This is a genomic window from Acidovorax sp. Leaf78, assembly GCF_001422735.1.
Lineage (GTDB): Bacteria > Pseudomonadota > Gammaproteobacteria > Burkholderiales > Burkholderiaceae_C > Acidovorax.
In genome coordinates, this window is the sequence record NZ_LMLZ01000006.1 from 40647 (window position 1) to 58524 (window position 17878).

16 protein-coding genes are annotated in these 17878 nt (G+C 65.2%); 8 read left to right on the forward strand and 8 right to left on the reverse strand.

Features of this window, described 5'->3' with window-relative positions; genetic code table 11:
• The first annotated feature begins 310 nt into the window (after positions 1 to 310).
• The 6 genes from ASF16_RS05995 (at position 311) to ASF16_RS25935 (ending at position 8237) form a co-directional block, all read left to right on the forward strand.
• The gene (locus tag ASF16_RS05995; protein ID WP_235507276.1) at positions 311 to 3676 is read left to right on the forward strand and encodes an IPTL-CTERM sorting domain-containing protein; all 3366 of its coding nucleotides are present in this window, start codon (positions 311 to 313) and stop codon (positions 3674 to 3676) included.
• A 207-nt stretch (positions 3677 to 3883) separates the two neighbouring features.
• Positions 3884 to 4423 (forward strand): exosortase H, encoded by a 540-nt coding sequence (gene xrtH / locus ASF16_RS06000; protein ID WP_056164252.1) that lies wholly within the window; start codon positions 3884 to 3886, stop codon positions 4421 to 4423.
• Positions 4424 to 4442: 19 nt separating this feature from the next.
• Entirely contained in the window at positions 4443 to 5063 is a 621-nt protein-coding gene (locus tag ASF16_RS06005) for an exosortase H-associated membrane protein (protein WP_056164255.1), read from the forward strand.
• 744 nt (positions 5064 to 5807) lie between these two features.
• Positions 5808 to 6629 (forward strand): hypothetical protein, encoded by an 822-nt coding sequence (locus ASF16_RS25930; RefSeq protein WP_156371950.1) that lies wholly within the window; start codon positions 5808 to 5810, stop codon positions 6627 to 6629.
• A gap of 132 nt (positions 6630 to 6761) precedes the next feature.
• Positions 6762 to 7520, forward strand: coding sequence for a hypothetical protein (locus ASF16_RS06010; protein ID WP_156371951.1), 759 nt, complete (start codon positions 6762 to 6764; stop codon positions 7518 to 7520).
• A 402-nt stretch (positions 7521 to 7922) separates the two neighbouring features.
• Positions 7923 to 8237: a hypothetical protein gene (locus ASF16_RS25935; RefSeq protein WP_156371952.1), complete on the forward strand. Its 315-nt coding sequence runs from the start codon at positions 7923 to 7925 to the stop codon at positions 8235 to 8237.
• Between the two features lie 167 nt (positions 8238 to 8404).
• Here ASF16_RS25935 and ASF16_RS06015 read toward each other — a convergent pair whose 3' ends face one another.
• The 7 genes from ASF16_RS06015 to ASF16_RS06045 all read right to left on the reverse strand — a co-directional run bounded on the left by ASF16_RS06015 (position 8405) and on the right by ASF16_RS06045 (position 14577).
• Positions 8405 to 9481 carry a serine/threonine protein kinase gene (locus ASF16_RS06015; protein ID WP_056164261.1) on the reverse strand — a complete coding sequence of 359 codons (1077 nt, stop codon included), beginning with the start codon at positions 9479 to 9481 and terminating at the stop codon, positions 8405 to 8407.
• A 136-nt stretch (positions 9482 to 9617) separates the two neighbouring features.
• On the reverse strand, positions 9618 to 10721 hold the full coding sequence (locus tag ASF16_RS06020) for a DUF2855 family protein (RefSeq protein ID WP_056164264.1): 1104 nt from the start codon (positions 10719 to 10721) through the stop codon (positions 9618 to 9620).
• Positions 10722 to 10907: 186 nt separating this feature from the next.
• Entirely contained in the window at positions 10908 to 11291 is a 384-nt protein-coding gene (locus ASF16_RS06025; RefSeq protein WP_056164267.1) for a DUF1304 domain-containing protein, read from the reverse strand.
• Positions 11292 to 11367: 76 nt separating this feature from the next.
• Complete coding sequence (locus ASF16_RS06030) at positions 11368 to 11784, reverse strand: organic hydroperoxide resistance protein (protein ID WP_056164271.1); 417 nt, start codon at positions 11782 to 11784, stop codon at positions 11368 to 11370.
• 71 nt (positions 11785 to 11855) lie between these two features.
• Complete coding sequence (locus tag ASF16_RS06035) at positions 11856 to 12317, reverse strand: MarR family winged helix-turn-helix transcriptional regulator (protein ID WP_056164272.1); 462 nt, start codon at positions 12315 to 12317, stop codon at positions 11856 to 11858.
• A 355-nt stretch (positions 12318 to 12672) separates the two neighbouring features.
• Complete coding sequence (locus ASF16_RS06040) at positions 12673 to 13512, reverse strand: crotonase/enoyl-CoA hydratase family protein (protein WP_056164573.1); 840 nt, start codon at positions 13510 to 13512, stop codon at positions 12673 to 12675.
• 216 nt (positions 13513 to 13728) lie between these two features.
• Positions 13729 to 14577 (reverse strand): 3-hydroxybutyryl-CoA dehydrogenase, encoded by an 849-nt coding sequence (locus ASF16_RS06045; protein ID WP_056164275.1) that lies wholly within the window; start codon positions 14575 to 14577, stop codon positions 13729 to 13731.
• A gap of 178 nt (positions 14578 to 14755) precedes the next feature.
• Between ASF16_RS06045 and ASF16_RS06050 the strand changes: the two genes are divergently transcribed.
• Positions 14756 to 16345, forward strand: coding sequence for a GMC family oxidoreductase (locus ASF16_RS06050; RefSeq protein ID WP_056164575.1), 1590 nt, complete (start codon positions 14756 to 14758; stop codon positions 16343 to 16345).
• A gap of 63 nt (positions 16346 to 16408) precedes the next feature.
• Here ASF16_RS06050 and ASF16_RS06055 read toward each other — a convergent pair whose 3' ends face one another.
• A complete protein-coding gene (locus ASF16_RS06055; protein WP_056164278.1) occupies positions 16409 to 17269 on the reverse strand; it encodes an ABC transporter permease in 861 nt (286 codons plus the stop codon).
• Positions 17270 to 17400: 131 nt separating this feature from the next.
• Between ASF16_RS06055 and cynS the strand changes: the two genes are divergently transcribed.
• Positions 17401 to 17844 (forward strand): cyanase, encoded by a 444-nt coding sequence (gene cynS, locus ASF16_RS06060; RefSeq protein ID WP_056164281.1) that lies wholly within the window; start codon positions 17401 to 17403, stop codon positions 17842 to 17844.
• The last annotated feature ends 34 nt before the right edge of the window (positions 17845 to 17878 follow it).

Genomic DNA, 17878 nt, shown 5'->3' on the forward strand with positions numbered 1-17878 from the left:
CGCTACCAGCCGGTAGAATGTCAACGATTGTTGCAACGCGGCGAACCGCCCGTAGTATCGATAAATTCGGTCCCAGCCTTCAGCCGCTGTGCTCAAGGCAGATTTCACGCACTCCCTTTGCACCGACTTTTTTTCCAACCCGAAAGGGGCTTGGTGAGGTTGCGGCGTGACCCAAAAGGCTTGAGCCATTCCACACCCAGGAGCATTTATGTTGTTCAGTTCATTGGCGCGTCTGTTCGCGCGAGAACATCCCCCCAGTCGGCATGTGCTGGCGGCGGGCGATACCTTGCTTCCCACCCCGGTCGCGGCAGTGAAGCCGCGTGCCGTGCGGCGCCTGCGCTGGCTGCTGCTGGCGGGTGGCCTGTGTGCGGGGGCTGCGATGGCGCAGTCGGCCGACCTGGTGGTGAACCATTCGGACTCGCCAGACCCCGGCCCGGCCGGCGGCATCTTCACGTACACGCTGCGCATCGACAACAACGGCCCCAACGGTGCGACTGGTGTCACGTTGTCCGACACGCTCCCCGTGGGCTCGACCTTCATTGATGTCAACACCACCGCCGGCACCTGCAACCAGGCGGGCGGAACCGTCAATTGCGCCCTGGGCAGCATTCCGTTCAATTCCAACCAGACCGTGACCATCCGCGTGCGCCTGCCGTCTGCAGGCGTGTGGACGAACACGGCCACGGCGGGCGCCACCACGTCCGACCCCAACACCAGCAACAACGTCAACAGCATCCAGGACACGACGGCCACGCAGGCGGCCGACCTGGCGCTCACGGCCACGCCGTCGCTGGCCAACGTGACAGCCGGCCAGAACTACAGCTACGCGCTGCAGGTTGCCAACCAGGGCCCCAACGACGCCACGGGCAGCCAGCGCATCAGCTTCACCGTGCCCGCAGGCGCGTCCGTCACGGCCGCCCCTTCGGGTGGCGGTTGGACATGTACGCCATCGGCAGGCTACCCGCTGGCCAGCGGCGCATCTGTGGCTTGCACGCGCTCGGCCACACTGGCCAACGGTGCGACCACGACCGTGCTCACCGTGCCCGCGGTGTCCCATGTCAACGGCACCGTCACCGCCGCATTCGCGGTGGCGGGCTTCAAGCCCGACACCTCGGCCATGCCCGACGGCGATTCTTCCAACAACACCGTGTCGGTCGATGTGACCTCGGCATCCGGTGCCGATGTGCAGATCACGAAGACGGTGCCCGCGGGCTCCAACGTGGGCCTGGGCAGTGACGTCAGCTACACGCTCACCCCGCGCCTGAACGGCGGCGTGTCCTTGGCAGGCCAACCCATCACGGTGACCGACACCCTGGGGGCCGGCCTCACCTTCGTCTCCGCCAATGGAGCCGGATGGACGTGTGACGCCACCATCACCTGCACACGCACGGAATACACCGGTGCCAACTTCACCAACATGCCGGTCATCACGGTGGTGGCCACGGCCACCAACACGGGTGCACTGACCAATACCGCGGGCATCAGCACGGCATTGGCGGACCCGGTGCCGGGCAACAACAGTTCGTCGATCAACGTGACGTCGAGCAACGACGCGGACATGCAGCTGACCAAGACGGCCAGCATCAACCCCGTGGTGCCCAACCAGGCGTTCAACTACACCATGACCGCGCGCAACGCGGGCCCGCTCGCCGTGCCTGCCGGCCAGGTCATCACCGTCACCGACCAGGTGCCGGCGGGCGTCACGCTCAGCACGCCGCTCAATGCCTCCGGCTGGACTTGCGATGCACTGCCGTTCACCGGCCCCGGCGCCTGGACCTGCACGCGCAGCACAGGCCTTGCGGCCAACACCAATGCACCCGTCATCACGGTGTCTGCCGTGTTGACCGGCACGGGCACGGCCACCAACAACGCCTGCGTCGCCCTGGGCGGCGGTGGGCGTGTGGACAGCAACGCCGGCAACAACTGCACGGGCGTTTCCGTGTCTTCCACCGTCACGCAGGCCGACCTGCGCGTGGTGTCCAAGACGGCAGCGCCCGACCCCGTGGTCGCCGGTGCCAACCTGACCTACGTCATCACCGTGGAAAACCTGGGCCCTGCCAGCGCCACCAACGTGGTGGTGTCCGACACGCTGGCCAGCCTGGTCAACACCGGGGGCTTCCAGTCGGCCACGCCATCGCAAGGTACCTGCACACCCAACAGCGTGACCAATGGCGCGCAGCAGAACCTGAGCTGCAACCTGGGCACCCTCACCATGGGCGCGCAGGCCACCGTCACGGTGGTGGTGCGCCCCAGCATCGGCGCGACCGGCCCGCGCACCAACACCGCGACCGTACGCTCCAACGACGTGGGTGACCCCGTGCAGGGCAACAACAGCGGCAGCGTGACCAGCCAGGTCACCGCCATCGTGGATGTGACCGCAGCCAAGACCGCCACCCCGGCCTCGGTGCCAGCGGGCGCGCCCATCACGTTCGTCGCCACCATCGGCAACACCGGCCCCTCGAACGCCCAGACGGTGCAGATGGTGGACACCCTGCCATCGAACGCCGCGTACATCGACACCGTGTCGGTGAGCGGTGGCGGCACCTGCACGCCCATCGTGGCGGGCACCGTGGGCGGCACGCTGACCTGCAACTGGACCACCATCAACTCCGGCGTGCAGCAGACGGTGACCTACCGCATGCGCCCCCTGGGCACGGCGGCGGGCGGTACCGTGGTCAACAGCCTGGCGGTGACCACGGCCACGGCCGAGTCGAACGGCGCCAACAACAGCGCCACCACCACCACGGCCGTGACGGCCGCGCAGCTGGACATCCTGGTCAACAAGGTGGACAGCGCCGACCCGGTGGACCTGGGGCAGCCCACGACGTACACCATCACCATCAACAACAGCGGTCCGTCGTTCGGTACCAATGTGGTGATGACGGACATCTTCCCGGCACCCGGCTCGGCACCCACGGCCACGTTCAGCTACCAGGGTGCGCTGACGGTCAATGCCGGCGGCGTATGTACCGAGCCTTCGGTGGGCTCCTCCAGCGGCACGCTGCGCTGTGTGTTCCCGGGGCTGAACAGCGGCCAGAGCGCCACGGTGACCTATGTGATGCGCGCCGAGACGCTCACGGTGGGCGGCGCCACCAGCGGCACCGCATTCAACCGTGCGAGCGTGACGGTGGACGAAACCGAAACCACGCTGGCCAACAACGTGGTGACGCATGACACCACTGCACGCCGCTTTACCGTGGCCACCGACCTGGCGCTGGTCAAGACAGCCCCCGCGGGCCCCGTGGCCCCGGGTGCGACCCTGGACTACACCCTGGTGGTCACCAACAACGGCCCCCTCGTGAGTTACGGTGCCCAGGTGGTGGATGCGTTGCCCGCCGGTGTGAGCTTCGTGTCGGCCGCAGGCTGCGTGGATACCGCGGGCACGGTGCGCTGCTCCATTGGCTCGCTGGCAGTCGGTGCATCGCGCACTTTCACGATCCGCACGACGCTGAGCTCGCCCTACACAGGCGCCCGGCCACTGGTGAACAACGCCAGCCTGGACGCGCCCGGCGACACCAACCCGGCCAACAACACCTCCAGCGCCACCACCACGGTGTCCACACCACCCGGCGGCGCGGCCGGCATTCCCACCCTGTCCGAGTGGGGCCTCATCATCCTGTCGGGGCTGCTGGCACTGATGGCCTTCGGCCACGCTGGCGCCATCCGCCGCAGGTAACAAGGCGCGCTGCGGCCCGCGCAAGCCGGGCCGCAGTCAACCCCCTACGCCCTCTTCACAGGCCAGCACGACGACACCGGCGTGCTGGCCTGTGGCGTTTGTCGATAATGCGCGCTTCGCCTTGCATCGCTTGCTTGTCTTGCCTGCGCCGCTCGCCTGCACCCTCTACCAGCGCAGCCGGCGCTGCCTTGTTGTCCCGGAGTTCCCATGCTGCGTTTCTTCCTTACCTTTGTGGTCCTGCAACTGACGCTGTTCGGCATCAACATGCTGGGCGTGGTGCAGCAGCACGTGGTGCTGCCGTGGACGGCGCTGCTGGCCCGCGCCTGTGTGGCGCTGGTCACGCTGTTCGACTCCACCGCAGCCGCGGCGGGCAAGGTGCTGTGGAACACGGTGACGGGCTTTGGCGTCTCCATCGAGCCGGGCTGCAACGGCATCGAGGCCTGCATCGTGTTGTTCGCTGCCGTGATGGCGTTTCCGGCGTCCTGGCGCCACAAGCTGGTCGGCCTGGCCGTGGGCTTCGTTGCGGTGCAGGGCCTGAACATCGTGCGCGTGATCAGCCTTTTCTACCTGGGCCAGTGGAGCACACCGGTGTTCAACTTCGCCCACGAATACCTGTGGCAGGCGCTCATCATGCTGGACGTGCTCATCGTCTGGCTGCTGTGGGTGCGGGCCGACGCGAGAGCCCAGGCCCGTGCCAACCCGGCCCCCAAGCCCGGTACTTCCGACACCCCGGCCGCCGCTGCCTGACCCCACGGAGACCCACTGCATGCGCCGCCTCACACCGCTCACGGTCTTCGTGCTCTCGGCCTTTGGCTGGATCGTGGTGCTCACCGCACTGTGGTCGCAGGTGTCCGCCTGGACGTCCTACCCCGTGGGTGTGCTGTCGCATATGGCGCTGGAGCAGGGGGCGCCGATGTGGATCCGCCAGGCGACGGTGACGCCAGGCAATATCGAGGTGGATACCGCTGTGTCGGTGCCCGCGCCGGAGCAGGGCGGACGCAGGGGAGAACTCACCGTGGAGGCCAACCCTGCGCGTTATGCCTATGGACTGCCGATCTTCCTGGCCCTGCTGTTTGCGGCGCGGGGCAAAGGGCTTGGCTGGCGCGCGGTGGCGGGCTGGGCCCTGCTGCTGCCGGGGCAAGCTTTCAGCCTCACGATGTCCCTGCTCATGCAGATCGTGATGGCCGCACAGACCAATATCCGGCTGCTGCGCGTCTCTCAATGGCAGATGGAGGCCATCATCTACGGTTACCAACTGGGCTCGCTGGTCCTGCCCACCCTGGTGCCCATCTTGCTGTGGCTGTGGCTGGATCGCCGGTTCGTCCAGGATGTCCTGGTGCGCGGCTGGCGCGATTCGCTGGCGCCATCGGCCCCCCCGCAGTCCTGAGGGCTTGCGGACTCGCGGGGGCGCTGGCAGAGCGTTCAAGTGGTGGTGGGGAGGGGGAGCGTTCGACCTCCCTATCGAAAGGGTGGGCGCCGTGGCGTGTAGCCGACCCTGAGTCTTGGCCGGCAGGCGCGGGCGGTGAGGCAAACACCGGCATTCCCGCACGCCGACAGCGCCGCAGGCGTTGCCACTGCGAGCTTCGAACGGGTATGGCCTGCGAGCTACAGCGGGCCCCCATGCCGAAGGCGCGGTGGCGCGGCGGACCAGTTCGTGTACGAAGCCCGGCACGCGGGCCGCAAAGGCTTCATGTCCCTGCTGACGTGGGTGCACGCCTGCGGCTGTGCTGGGCTCCGGCGAATCGGCGATAGTGCCAATGCCGCAAGCGCAATGCTCGCGGCTCAGGCGCCCTGCCGTGCGTTCTTGGGTCTGCTGAAGGATTCACTCTGGATCCGGTCCTACGCCCACTTGCGCGGTCCAGAGACGCCATTTCAATAACTTGCTTTAGATTTTGCCGAGCGGCAGTTAATCGCCATTTGTCGCTCTTGCCGACGGCTTTTTTGAATAAACATACTCTTTGCAAAAGCTACATTCAATATGTGCATTGGATATCGGTGCACGCTTTGTTGCAACGCAATACTTGGCATTTTGATACATGGAGTGTTTGATATGAATGAAGCAATTCGACTGGTGCCTGTTTTCGCCTTCTGATACCGATAGTTCAAAAAGTTTTCAACTTTGGAGAAAAAAATGAAGAAGAGCAAAATCGACAAACTGAAAATTCTGGTGTTTTTTGCTGGAACGACTGTATCGACAATGTCGTTCGCCGTGCATGAGCGACGACAGGAAATACCTGCCATGGCTGGCACTGAGATTCACTTGGAGAATGGGGAGAGCTGCACGGTAGGCGGTGTCTTCAGAAGAAGAGGCTTTTGGCAGAACATTACAGCGTACCGGAAGAATACGCGGTACGCTGTGACTGCAAGGCACTGTGTGGTGGCAAACGAAGAGGTGAGGGTTGGCCTTGGCTTTTACAGCGGGCAGTGGCTCGGGAAGGTCGTCTGGCTGGATCAGATTCTGGACGTAGCCATGGTGCGTGTCCCGCCTGATGTGAACTGGAATCACGTGTGTGTAGTCGACCCCAAATGGAACAATCCTTGCCATTTGACGTACACGACCACACCGCGTGCAGTAGGGAGGGTGATCACTGTACCCTTCGGATTACCTACATTTTCATCATTGCCTCTTGCAGGCGTCGGCTCGCCTGCACCGGGTTTGCCGTTTTGTACCAGCGGCGCTATCACCAATATCACTTGCGATTGGGTCAGTGCTCCTATTCCGCATGGTCCGGAGTCCCCACCGGAAGGCGTTGCCAAAGGGGCCACCAATACACTTCGGCCGGTACAGCCTGGTGATTCTGGAGGGGCCGTCGTGAGTACGCATAGGCTTCTCTATGGATTCATTTCTTTCAGGCAGAACCCATTGGACCCCAATCTTCCGCATTTTATGGGATACACCCCGGTTGAATATTTTCATCAGCTGCAGCCTGATTATAGTTTGGCCCCGCCTTGATGCGGGCGCACCCTTCGGCAGTTCATGCGCCTTGGATCCGTGCGAGCGTTTCACGTTTGAAAATTCGAATCCTTGGACTGATGGATTGCTGATTTCTTGATTTTAAAACACCAACGAACATGAGATGAAATCATGATGTATAAATCTCCAAAATTATTCCTGCGCGGTGGTCTGGCAATGGCTGTGCTCGCTTGTGGAACGGCGGCTGGAAATGTCTGGGCACAACAAAACTACTTCTCAGGTTTGGATCCGCGTATATTTGTACAAAATATGCCTCCTCCGAAAGGGCATCCCTCGTACGTCAGGGCCCAGCAGATGCTGGATTGCCAGGATCTGCTGGATGAAATCTCCGACCTGGAATCAGCTGGTCAAGCGCGTTCCGTGCAAGACCTTGAGTTGCCGGAGGTTCAGCAAAGGATATTTTTTTTAGAGGTGCGCAAAATCCTTTGCCAGGACGTGCCGCCGGAAGACCGCCCCCTCATTCAAAAGCTGATGACGGAAGCTGCGTTGGCAGGCGATCCTGGCGCCAGAACGTTCAAGGCCGTCGAAAAACTTGTCCATGAAGAGTCGGCCAAGAAGTGGAACGATCCTGCGAGTGAAAATGCCAAAATCGCAGCCAAGGAACTTCTCGGTTTGGCCATGACGGGCGATCCAGTCGCTATGTCCTATGCCTATGAAATTACGGTCACCGACCGGTATCATCTCTATGATCCAGTAGAGTCTGCTGCCTGGAAATTGGTTTTGTCGCCAGATCCGTCTGCTGAAATGATCGATAACTACATCACGGGCGAATTATTATCAAATAATGTCTCGCCTGGTAATGTGGATCGTGAAAAGGTATTTGCCAGAGCGCAGATCATCTTTGATGCGTGTTGCGCCGTGAGGCCATAGGACGCCCATCACAATAGGGTCGGCGAACGCGAGTTGCGTTCCATGCCAGTCAGTCAAGCCCTGGCTGGCATTTTCTTTGGCGGGTACTTCACTGCGGGTTGATCGCTGGACCTCTTGCGCAAAGCTTCGGCCGGGTCGGCGTGGCGGCAGGACAAAGCGACGGGCTTTACCGAGCACCCAGTGCAGATGCGCAGTCTTCGTGCCTGCCCGGGCCAACTGCGCGCTGTGAAGCGCCCTTCACTAAAAATTCATTTGGCGATGTTTAATCGGTATTTAAATTCTTTTTGGATACTATTTTAATGTGATGTTATTTTATCGGGGTGCTAAATTGGTGTTGTGCATTGCTCATGCACGATGTGATCGCGAACAATGTCTTAAATTCTCACAAAAGGAGTATTTACCATGAAAAAAGCAATCCATATAGTGCCCGTGCTGGCTGCTGCATTGGCTGCCCTCATGACTGCAACAAGCGCTCAGGCTTATATCTCGACCGGTGATGAAACGAGCGTGATCCACAACAATACCAATGGCTGTGTGCGTGCCTATGTGGGCGATCACATGATCGACGTACCGCCCCATTCGTCAAGCCAATTCTTTGGCGTCGGTATTGATGTCTATTATCTGGTTTCCGTCTTCCCCACCCATTTTTGTGGCAACCATGCTCAGCGAAGCATATGGTTTGGCGGGGGCTCAGTGCACTGGGTTGTGAATCCCTGAGTTTTTGATTCGGTAACACGGGCGGTGAGGTCCGAGCGTGCAACTAGCCGCCTGTCCGGTCGCCGGGCTGTGATCCAGGCAAGTCCAGCCGGAAGTCCACACCGCGCACCGATGCGGTCGTGCCGCAGTTTTCCGGCGTCAGAGCCCAGCGCAGCGCGCGCAGCCGCCTACACCGCCAGCGGCTCTTCCTGCATCGCTTCGCACTGCTCGATGAGCATGTCCACCTGCCCGCGCCAGTAGTCGCTGCTGCCGAACCACGGAAAGTTGGCCGGGAAGATCGGGTCCTGCCAGCGGCGGGCCAGCCAGGCGCTGTAGTGGATGAGGCGCAGGGTGCGCAGCGGCTCGATCAGCGCCAGCTCGCGGCGGTCGAAGCTGCGGAACTGTTCGTAGCCGTCCAGCAGGGCGCTGAGCTGGTGGGTGCGCTGGCGGCGGTCGCCGGACAGCAGCATCCACAGGTCTTGCACGGCGGGGCCCATGCGGGCGTCGTCCAGGTCGACGAAGTGCGGGCCGCCGCGGCCGTATTCGTCCAGCGGCGTCCACAGGATGTTGCCGGGGTGGCAGTCGCCGTGCAGCCGGATGGGCGTGGCGTCTTTCAAGCCAAAAGGGCTGCTACCGCCGGATCGTAAAGCGCTGGTAGCTATCAATTCAATAGCTTTGTCGCACTGGGCCTTCCACGTGGCCTGCATGTCGAGCGGGATGATTTCGTGGCCCAGGAGCCAGTCGCGCGATGCGGTGGCGAAGGTCTCCACGTCGAGCAGCGGCCGGTGCACGAACGACTGCGCCGCGCCCACGGTGTGGATGCGCGCCAGAAAGCGGCCGATCCATTCCAGCACCTCGAAGTCGTCCAGTTCTGGCTGGCGCCCGCCGCGCCAGGGGCTGACCGAAAACGCGAAGCCTTCGTGCTGGTGCAGCGTCTGGCCGTTCAGCACCATCGGGCCCACGGCGGGCACCTCGGCGGCCATCAGGTCGGCGGCGAAGGCGTGCTCTTCCAGGATCTGCGCCTCGCTCCAGCGGCCGGGGCGGTAGAACTTGGCCACGACGCGCTGGCCGTCTTCCAGCGTGACCTGGTACACGCGGTTTTCGTACGACGACAGGGCCATGAGGCGGCCGTCACCGTACAGGCCCACGCTGGCCAGCGCGTCGAGCACGTGGTCGGGCGTGAGCTGGGCGTAGGGGTGCAGCGGGTGGGGAGAAGCGGTCGTATCAGCGGCGTCGGGCGTGCTGTCGGGGGGCGGTCGGGTCATGCCCCATTGTCGCCGTGCGCCGGCGCCGTTCGGGCGCAGGGGGCACACGGCGAGGGCAGGGCGGCCACAAGCGCCTTGGCAACCGCCGGCAGCGGGCGGCAACTGTCGCCCCAGGCCCCGTTCGCGCCCCCGCAGGTCAGCCGGCCTGCAAGGTCGCGATGTGCCCGGTGCGCGCGTCGCCGCTGCCTGCCAGCATGCTGGTGAACAGCGCCTGCGCTGCCTCGGGGCCGGCGTGGTGCTGCACGGTCAGCCAGGGCGCGCCGGGTGCCTCCACGGCGCCGCTGAACTGGTTCCACGCGCCCACCAGCCGCTGGCCCAGGCCCTGCGCGCCCCAGTCGGCGTTGCGTTTCTTGACCTGTGCGGGCGCAAAGAACATCACCGGGCGCGGGCCGGGCAGCTGGCCTGCGCCGCCCAGGTCCTGCACGTGGCTCGCGCCCACGGCGCAGCTGTAGGCCAGCCCGCTGAAGTGCGCGTGGATGCGCTGGCGCAGGCCCACGCTGCCTGCAAAGTCGATGTACACGCTGGGTGTGGCACCGTCGATCTCGGCCTCCAGCGCGTCGTACGTCACCACGCGGTCGTAGCAGCCCAGGCTTTCGCAAAACGCCACGTTGCCCGGAGAGGTGAGGCCGATGACCTCGATGCCGTCCCGCTGCGCCAGCTGAAAGGCCGTGCCGTACGCCGTCTTGCTCGATGCGCTGGACAGCAGCATGCGGCGCGCGCCGAAGAACTGCTGGTCGTCCAGGAAGTCGTCGATGAGCCACGAGGTGATGAACAGCGGCCGCAGCAGCGCCTGCACGTCTTCGTTGTCGGTGCGGTAGAACGGGTCGGCCGCAGCGCGCAGGTACTGGTTGTAGACCGCGTGCAGGCTGGCGCGGTGGGGCGCGCCGTCGGCAAAGCCCGCGGGCGTGATGCGGTGCGGCGACAGCATGGCCTGGTCGGCCATGGGCCAGTAGCCGTACAGGCGCTCGCCCACCGCCACGTCCGCGCACTGCGACTGCACCACGGTGCCGAAGCCCCACACCGGCACGATGCCCCAGCCCGCCTCGCCGCTGGGGTAGAACTGCCAGTACTGCAGCATCTCGCCCATGGCGGCGTAGGTGATGTTGTTGGCGGTCAGCGCGAACTGGTCGACGCGCACGCGGATCTGGCCGTCGGCCAGCGGTGCGTCGTCATTCACGGTGTGCAGGCGGGTGGTGGCTAGCTGATCCTGGCGCACGAGGAGGGTGGTGGTGGTCGTCATCCCCACACGCTAGCGCAAACGGGTGGGCTGCTCAATCTTGGCGGGGCGCGTGGGCGACACGGTGGGGGTGTCGTTTGCGGCTGCAGTCGCCGCCGTGGATAGCCTGTGCCATGAAAAATAGCCGCCACCGCTTGTTGTGCAAGCGCTGGCAGCTATTGTTTTAATAGCGCAGCTGAAGCGCCGTAGTTACACGCTGCGGCGAGCGTCGGGGTTGTCGAGCGCCAGCACCAGGGCCAGGGCGATGATGGCTGGCAGCGCCTGGGTGAAGAAGATCTTGGGCACGGCGGTCACGCCGCCGAACACGCCGGCCACGATCACGCAGGCCAGAAAGAAGATCTTGAACAGCCGGTTGTTGGTGAACAAGCCCCAGAACAGGCCGGCGGCCAGGAAGCCGTTGTACAGCCCCTGGTTGGCCGCCAGCGTCACGGTGGCGTCGGCCAGCTCCTGGGTCAGGTTGAAGGTCTTGAGGCCCAGAGGCTTGTTCCAGAAGAACATCTCCAGCACCAGGATGTACGCATGCTCGATGGCCACGAGGGCCACCGCGATGCGGGGAATCAGCAAGCGGTTCATGGCAAGACTGGCGAGCGCACGCCAACCACCCCGCCGCGGCCGGCGTGCGGCCACCGCGGGGTCGTCGGCATGGTCTTTACACCAGCGTGATGGTCACGTCGATGTTGCCGCGCGTGGCGTTGGAGTAAGGGCAGACCTGATGGGCTGCGTCCACCAGCTTCTGGGCGGTTTCCTTGTCCAGGCCGGGCAGGCTGATGGCCAGGCGGGCGGCGATGCCGTAGGCGTTCGGGATGGGGCCCAGGTCGACTTCGGCGTCGATGGACACGTCTTGCGGCACCGGGATGCCGATCTTGCCGCCCACGGCCTTCATCGCGCCGATGAAGCAGGCTGCGTAGCCCGATGCGAACAGCTGCTCGGGGTTGGTGCCCGTGCCGGAGGTGCCGGGCGAGGACAGCTTGACGTCCAGGCGGCCGTCGTCGGTCTTGGCGGCGCCATCACGGCCACCGGTCACGTAGGCCTTGGCGGTGTACAGGACTTTTTCGAGTTGCGTCATGGTGTCTTCCTTTGAGGTTGTTGCCCACAGGCGGGCGGGGGGGGAATCGATGAGATGTGGCGCCGGTGCCGTCAGCGCTGGCCCAGCCGGTCGCGCAGTTGCTTGAGTTCAGTGGTCAGCGCCGTCAGTTCGGGGATGCTGCACTGGCTGCTTTCCAGCACGCAGGGCGGGATGGCCTCGGCGCCCTGGCGCAGCGCACGGCCAGCGGGGGTGAGGGTGATGCGCACCCGGCGCTCGTCCTGCACATCGCGCAGGCGGGCGATGAGGCCCGAGGACTCCAGCCGCTTGAGCAGCGGCGTGAGCGTGCCGGAGTCGAGGAACAGGCGCTCGCCCAGCTCGGACACGGTGACGCCGTCGCGCTCCCAGAGCACCAGCATCACCAGGTATTGGGGGTAGGTCAGGCCGATGGCTTCAAGCAGCGGCTTGTACAGCTTGGTCATCGCCAAGGACGCGGAATACAGCGCAAAGCAGACCTGGTTGTCCAGCCGCAACGACTGCGGGCTGGGTGTGTAGGGAGTGCTGGGGCTGGGCATGGGGTGAATTGTGACGGCAAATTAAATTGCGTGCAATTGAATTGTGTAAAACGTTGTTAACCGCGGGGAGATGTACGGGGAGTGCGGCGGGGTTGGGCTGCAGGTGCTATCGCGCGCGCAGGCCTGTCGCTGCTGTCGCTGGGCTATCGGGGCGCGATGGGTTTGGGCAGAGCTACATCCACGGCGCTGGGCGCACGGTGCTGCAGGGCAGGGCGCGCGTCAAGCGGTGAATGACCAGTGTGCGCCGTGCTGCTATCAAATAAGGAGCTGCTAGCGCTTTCCCAGTGCGCGGTAGAGGCTGATTTTGATCAAAAAATGGCCTCACGCCACAGCGCAGGGCATCGGCTGGCGCCAGTTACCGCCCGCTGAACCGCGCTGGCCGCCGCTCGACAAACGCCCGCACGCCTTCCGCCGCGTCCTCGCTGTTGGCCAGCTGCTTCTGCACGGGGATGAACTCGGCCACGGCCGCGGCCTGCCCCTGCTCGATGGCCTTGAGCACATTGAGCCGTGTGGCCACCACGGCGCGCGGCGCCTGGGCCTCGATGCGGCGGGCGATGGCGATGGCCTCGTCCAGCACCTGCGCGGCGGGCACCACTTTTTGCACGAAGTTCAGGCGGTACGCCTCGCTGCTGCCGAACTCGTCGGCGGTCAGCAAATACAGCAGCGCATTGCCCGTGCCCGCGCGCTCAGCCATGCGCAGCGTGGCGCCGCCCGTGGCCATGATGCCGCGCTGCACCTCCATCTGCGAGAAGCGGCAGTCGTCACCTGCGACCACGATGTCCGCGCCCAGCATCAGCTCGATGCCCACCGTGAAGCAGATGCCCTTGACGGCCACCACCATCGGCTTGGTGCGGCGCCGGTAGCCGGGCAGGCCGTAGTCGTGGGGCTCCACCAGGCCCTCGGGAATGGCCTTCTCGCCGCGCTGCATGTAGGCGCTGACGGCGGGCAGGTCCAGGCCCGCGGTGAAGTGGTCGCCGAACGCATGCAGCACGCCCACACGCAGTTCGGGGTCGTCGTCCAGGCGGGTGTAGGCCTCGGCCAGTTGGCGGAACATCGGCGGCGTCCAGCCATTGCGCTTGGCCGGGCGGTTGATGCCGATGAGCAGCACGTGGCCGATCACCTGGGTGTCGATGCAGCCCTCGGGCGGGGGCGTATTGGGTGTGATGGGGGTGACGGTGTGGGCGCTGGCGGGCATGGACATGGGCTTTGTGTCTCCTTGCCCGCCATTGAAAACGCTATGAAACCCGAGCGCCGTCCCGCGTGGGACAGCGCTCCGTGAGGCGCAGGATCATCGACTTGCGCCACTGCGTTCGTCACCGACGCGTACCAAGCCAGTGCCACCGTGGAACTGGCTTTGCCAGGCCACCGGTGGCGTCCCCTCTGGGGGATGGCGCGAAGCGCCTCAGGGGGATCAATAGGTATAAACGCCGCGCCCGGTCTTGCGCCCAAGGCGGCCGGCCGCGACCATCTCCTTGAGCAGCGGGCAGGGGCGGTACTTGCTGTCGCCGAACTCGGTCAGGTACACGTCCATCACGGCCAGGCACACGTCCAGGCCGATCATGTCGGCCAGCGCCAGCGGGCCGATGGGCTGGTTGCAGCCGAGCTTCATGCCCGCGTCGATGTCCTCGGGCGTGGCCAGGCCTTCGGCCAGCACGAAGAAGGCCTCGTTGATCATGGGCACCAGGATGCGGTTGACCACGAAGCCGGGCGCGTTCTTCACGGTGATGGGGCTCTTGCCCAGGGCCTCGGCCAGGGCCTTCACGGCGTCGTGCGTGGCGTTGCTGGTCTGCAGGCCGCGGATGATCTCCACCAGCGCCATCATCGGCACGGGGTTGAAGAAGTGCATGCCGATGAACCGGTCTGCGCGGCTGGTGGCAGCCGCCAGCTTGGTGATGGAGATCGAAGACGTGTTCGATGCGATCAGCACCTCGGGCGCCACGATGGCGTCCACCTGCTTCAGGATCTTGAGCTTGAGCTCGTAGTTCTCGGTGGCGGCCTCGATCACGAGCTGCGCGGCTTTGAGGTCGTCGTAGCTGGTGGAGGCCTTGATGCGCGCCAGCGCCGCATCCTTGTCGGCCGCGCTGATCTTTTCCTTCTTGATCAGGCGGTCCAGGCTGCCGGCCACGGTCGCCAGGCCCTTTTGCACTGCCGCATCGGAGATGTCGACCATCACCACGTTGATGCCCGACACCGCGCAGGCCTGCGCAATGCCGTTGCCCATGGTGCCCGCGCCGATGATGCCAACGGTCTGAATCGTCATATAGAGAGCTCTCTTCAAAGTGAAACGGATGGACGGGATGGTAAAGCGAATCGCACGACCGTTCGGTTATCGTGGCCTGGCGTGGATTCGCCCTGCCCGTGTGCAGGGGTGTGCGAACCGCATTTCACTCTACACAAACCGCCCGCGGCACCGCAGGGCGGAGGAGACAGACACCATGTTGTTCGACTACATCGTCATCGGCGGCGGCTCGGCGGGCTCGGTGCTGGCCGGCCGGCTGACCGAAGACCCCGCCGTGCGCGTGTGCCTGCTCGAAGCCGGCCCGGCCGACAGCAGCGTGCTCATCCACTGCCCGGCGGGCCTGGCGGTCATGGCCAAGTTCGAACTCAACGGCTGGGGCTTCAACACCACGCCGCAGCCCGCGCTCAACAACCGCCAGGGCTACCAGCCGCGCGGCAAGGTGCTGGGCGGCTCGAGCTCCATCAACGCCATGGTCTACGTTCGCGGCCAGCATGCCGACTACGACCACTGGGCACGCGAAGGCAACCCGGGCTGGGGCTGGGACGACGTGAAGCCGTACTTCCTGAAGGCCGAGCACAACGAGCGCGGCGCCGATGCCTGGCACGGCCAGGGTGGCCCGCTTAACGTGGCAGACCTGCGCAGCCCGCACCGCTTCAGCCACCTGTTCACCCAGGCGGGCGTGCAGGCCGGCCACCCGCACAACACCGACTTCAACGGCGCCACGCAAGAAGGCGTGGGCCTGTACCAGGTCACCCACAAGAACGGCGAGCGCCACAGCGCATCCAAGGGCTACCTCACGCCGCACCGGGCGCGGCCCAACCTGCAGGTCATCACCAGCGCCCACGCCACGCGCATCCTGTTCGAAGGCCAGCGCGCCGTGGGCGTGGAATACCGCCAGGGCGGCGCGCTGCACCAGGTCAAGGCCGCACGCGAAGTGCTGCTGAGCGCAGGTGCGCTGCTGTCGCCCCAGCTGCTGATGCTCTCGGGCGTGGGCCCGGGCGCGCAGCTGCAGCGGCACGGCATCCCGGTGCTGCACCACCTGCCCGGCGTGGGCGCGCATCTGCACGACCACCCGGACGTGGTGCAGGTGCTCGACGCACCCAACCACCGCGACCTGTTCGGCCTGTCGCCCACCGGCATGCTCAACGCGCTGCGCGGCATTGCCGAATGGCGCCGGCACCGCACCGGCATGCTGACCACCAACTTCGCCGAGGCGGGCGGCTTCATCAAGAGCGACCCCACCGAGCCGGTGCCCGACCTGCAGCTGCACTTCGTGGTCGGCAAGCTGGTGGATCATGGCCGCAAGACGGTGCTGGGCCACGGCTACTCGGCCCACGTGTGCCTGCTGCAGCCCAAGAGCCGCGGGTCCGTCACGCTGGCCAGCCAGGACCCGATGGCGCTGCCGCTGGTGGACCCGCGCTTCCTGTCCGACCCCGACGACATGCAGCGCATGGTGCGGGGCTTTCAGCGCCTGCGCGAGATCCTCACCCAGCCCGCCCTGGCGCAGTACGGCGCCCGGGAGCTGCCTGCGTCCGCTGGTGCACAGACCGACGCGCAGATCGAGCAGTTCATCCGCCAGTACGCCGACACCATCTACCACCCCGTGGGCACCTGCCGCATGGGGCCGGGCGTGATGGACGTGGTGGACAGCGCACTGCGCGTGCACGGCGTGGCGGGCCTGCGCGTGGTGGACGCGTCCATCATGCCGCGCATCGTGAGCGGCAACACCAATGCACCCACGGTGATGATTGCCGAGAAGGCCGTGGACCTGCTGCGCGCCGCCGCGTGAAGGGCTGACGGCACACCGCGCGGGTGCCTGCGCCCGCGTCGTGGTGGACTGCCGGGCTCTGCGTCAGGCCTTGAAGCGCTTGCGGGTGAGCGCCAGCGCCACCCAGAACGCCACCACCGTGGTCACCACCAGCACCAGCCCGTGGCGCCAGGGGTGGGCGGGCCACTGGTCCATGAACAGCGGGCGCACCAGCTCGACCGCGTTGGTCAGCGGCAGCCAGTCGGAGATGGCGCGCACCACGGGCGGCAGCTGCTCGCGCGGGAAGAACACGCCCGACAGGAACATCATCGGCGTGAGCACCAGCGTGAAGTAGTACGTGAAGAAGTCGTAGCCCTTGGCCAGCGCATTGAAGATGAGCGCGATGCTGGAGAACATCACGCCCACGAACAGCAGCACCGGCCACGCCACCAGCAGCTTGGGGCTGTGGCTTATGCCCAGCGCCAGCATCACGCACAGGATCGCCGACACGGTGAACACGGCCTTGAACGCGGCCCACAGCATCTCTGCCAGCACCACGTCGTCCAGGCTCACGGGGGCGTTCATGATGCCGTCCCAGGTCTTTTGCACATGCATGCGCGAGAAGGCCGAGTACAGCGCCTCGAAGCTCGCCGCATTCATCGCGCTCATGCAGATCGAGCCGCTGGCCAGGAACAGGATGTATGGCACCTGCGTGGTGGTGCCCCCCGCACCGGCCACGTTCAGCTGCCCCACCAGGGCGCCCATGCCGTAGCCAAACGCCACCAGCCACATCAGCGGCTCGGCGATGTTGCCCACCAGGCTGGGGATGGCCAGCTTGCGCCACACCAGCAGGTTGCGCAGGAACACGGGCCACCAGCGGGTCGACAGGTGCGGCGGGCGCCAGGGAGAGGGCTGGGGCGGCGCGTCGGCGATGCCGTGGGTGGGGGACGGAGGTGTGGTCTGCATGCGCCTATTGTGCTGTGTCGATCCCGCCGCCGCCAGCACCTGCGCAGCAGTGCCGCGGGCGGTGCAGGCATGGGCATTGCTTGTGGCTGGGGTTCCTGTTCCAGCCCTTTCACACCCCCTGAGGAGACCGCATGAACCGCACCGACGTCACCGAAAAGATCATCAGCACCAAGGTCGCCAAAGGCCTGCAGTGGCACGCCATCGCCAAGAAGGTGGGCCAGTCCAAGGAATGGACCACCGCGCTGTGCCTGGGCCAGATGACCGCCACGCCCGAGCAGGCCAAGGTGCTGGGCAAGATCTTCGGCCTCACGTCCGAGGAGCAGAAGTGGCTGCAGGTAGTGCCGTACAAGGGATCACTGCCCACGCCCGTGCCCACCGACCCGCTGATCTACCGCTGGTACGAGGTGGTGAGCGTGTACGGCACCACGATCAAGGAGCTGATCCACGAGGAGTTCGGCGACGGCATCATGAGCGCCATCGACTTCAGCATGGACATACAGCGCGAGGCCGACCCCAAGGGCGACCGCGTGAATGTGGTGTTGTCGGGCAAGTTCCTCCCGTATAAACAGTACTAACCCCCTGAGTCGCTTCGCGCCTTCCCCCTTTCTC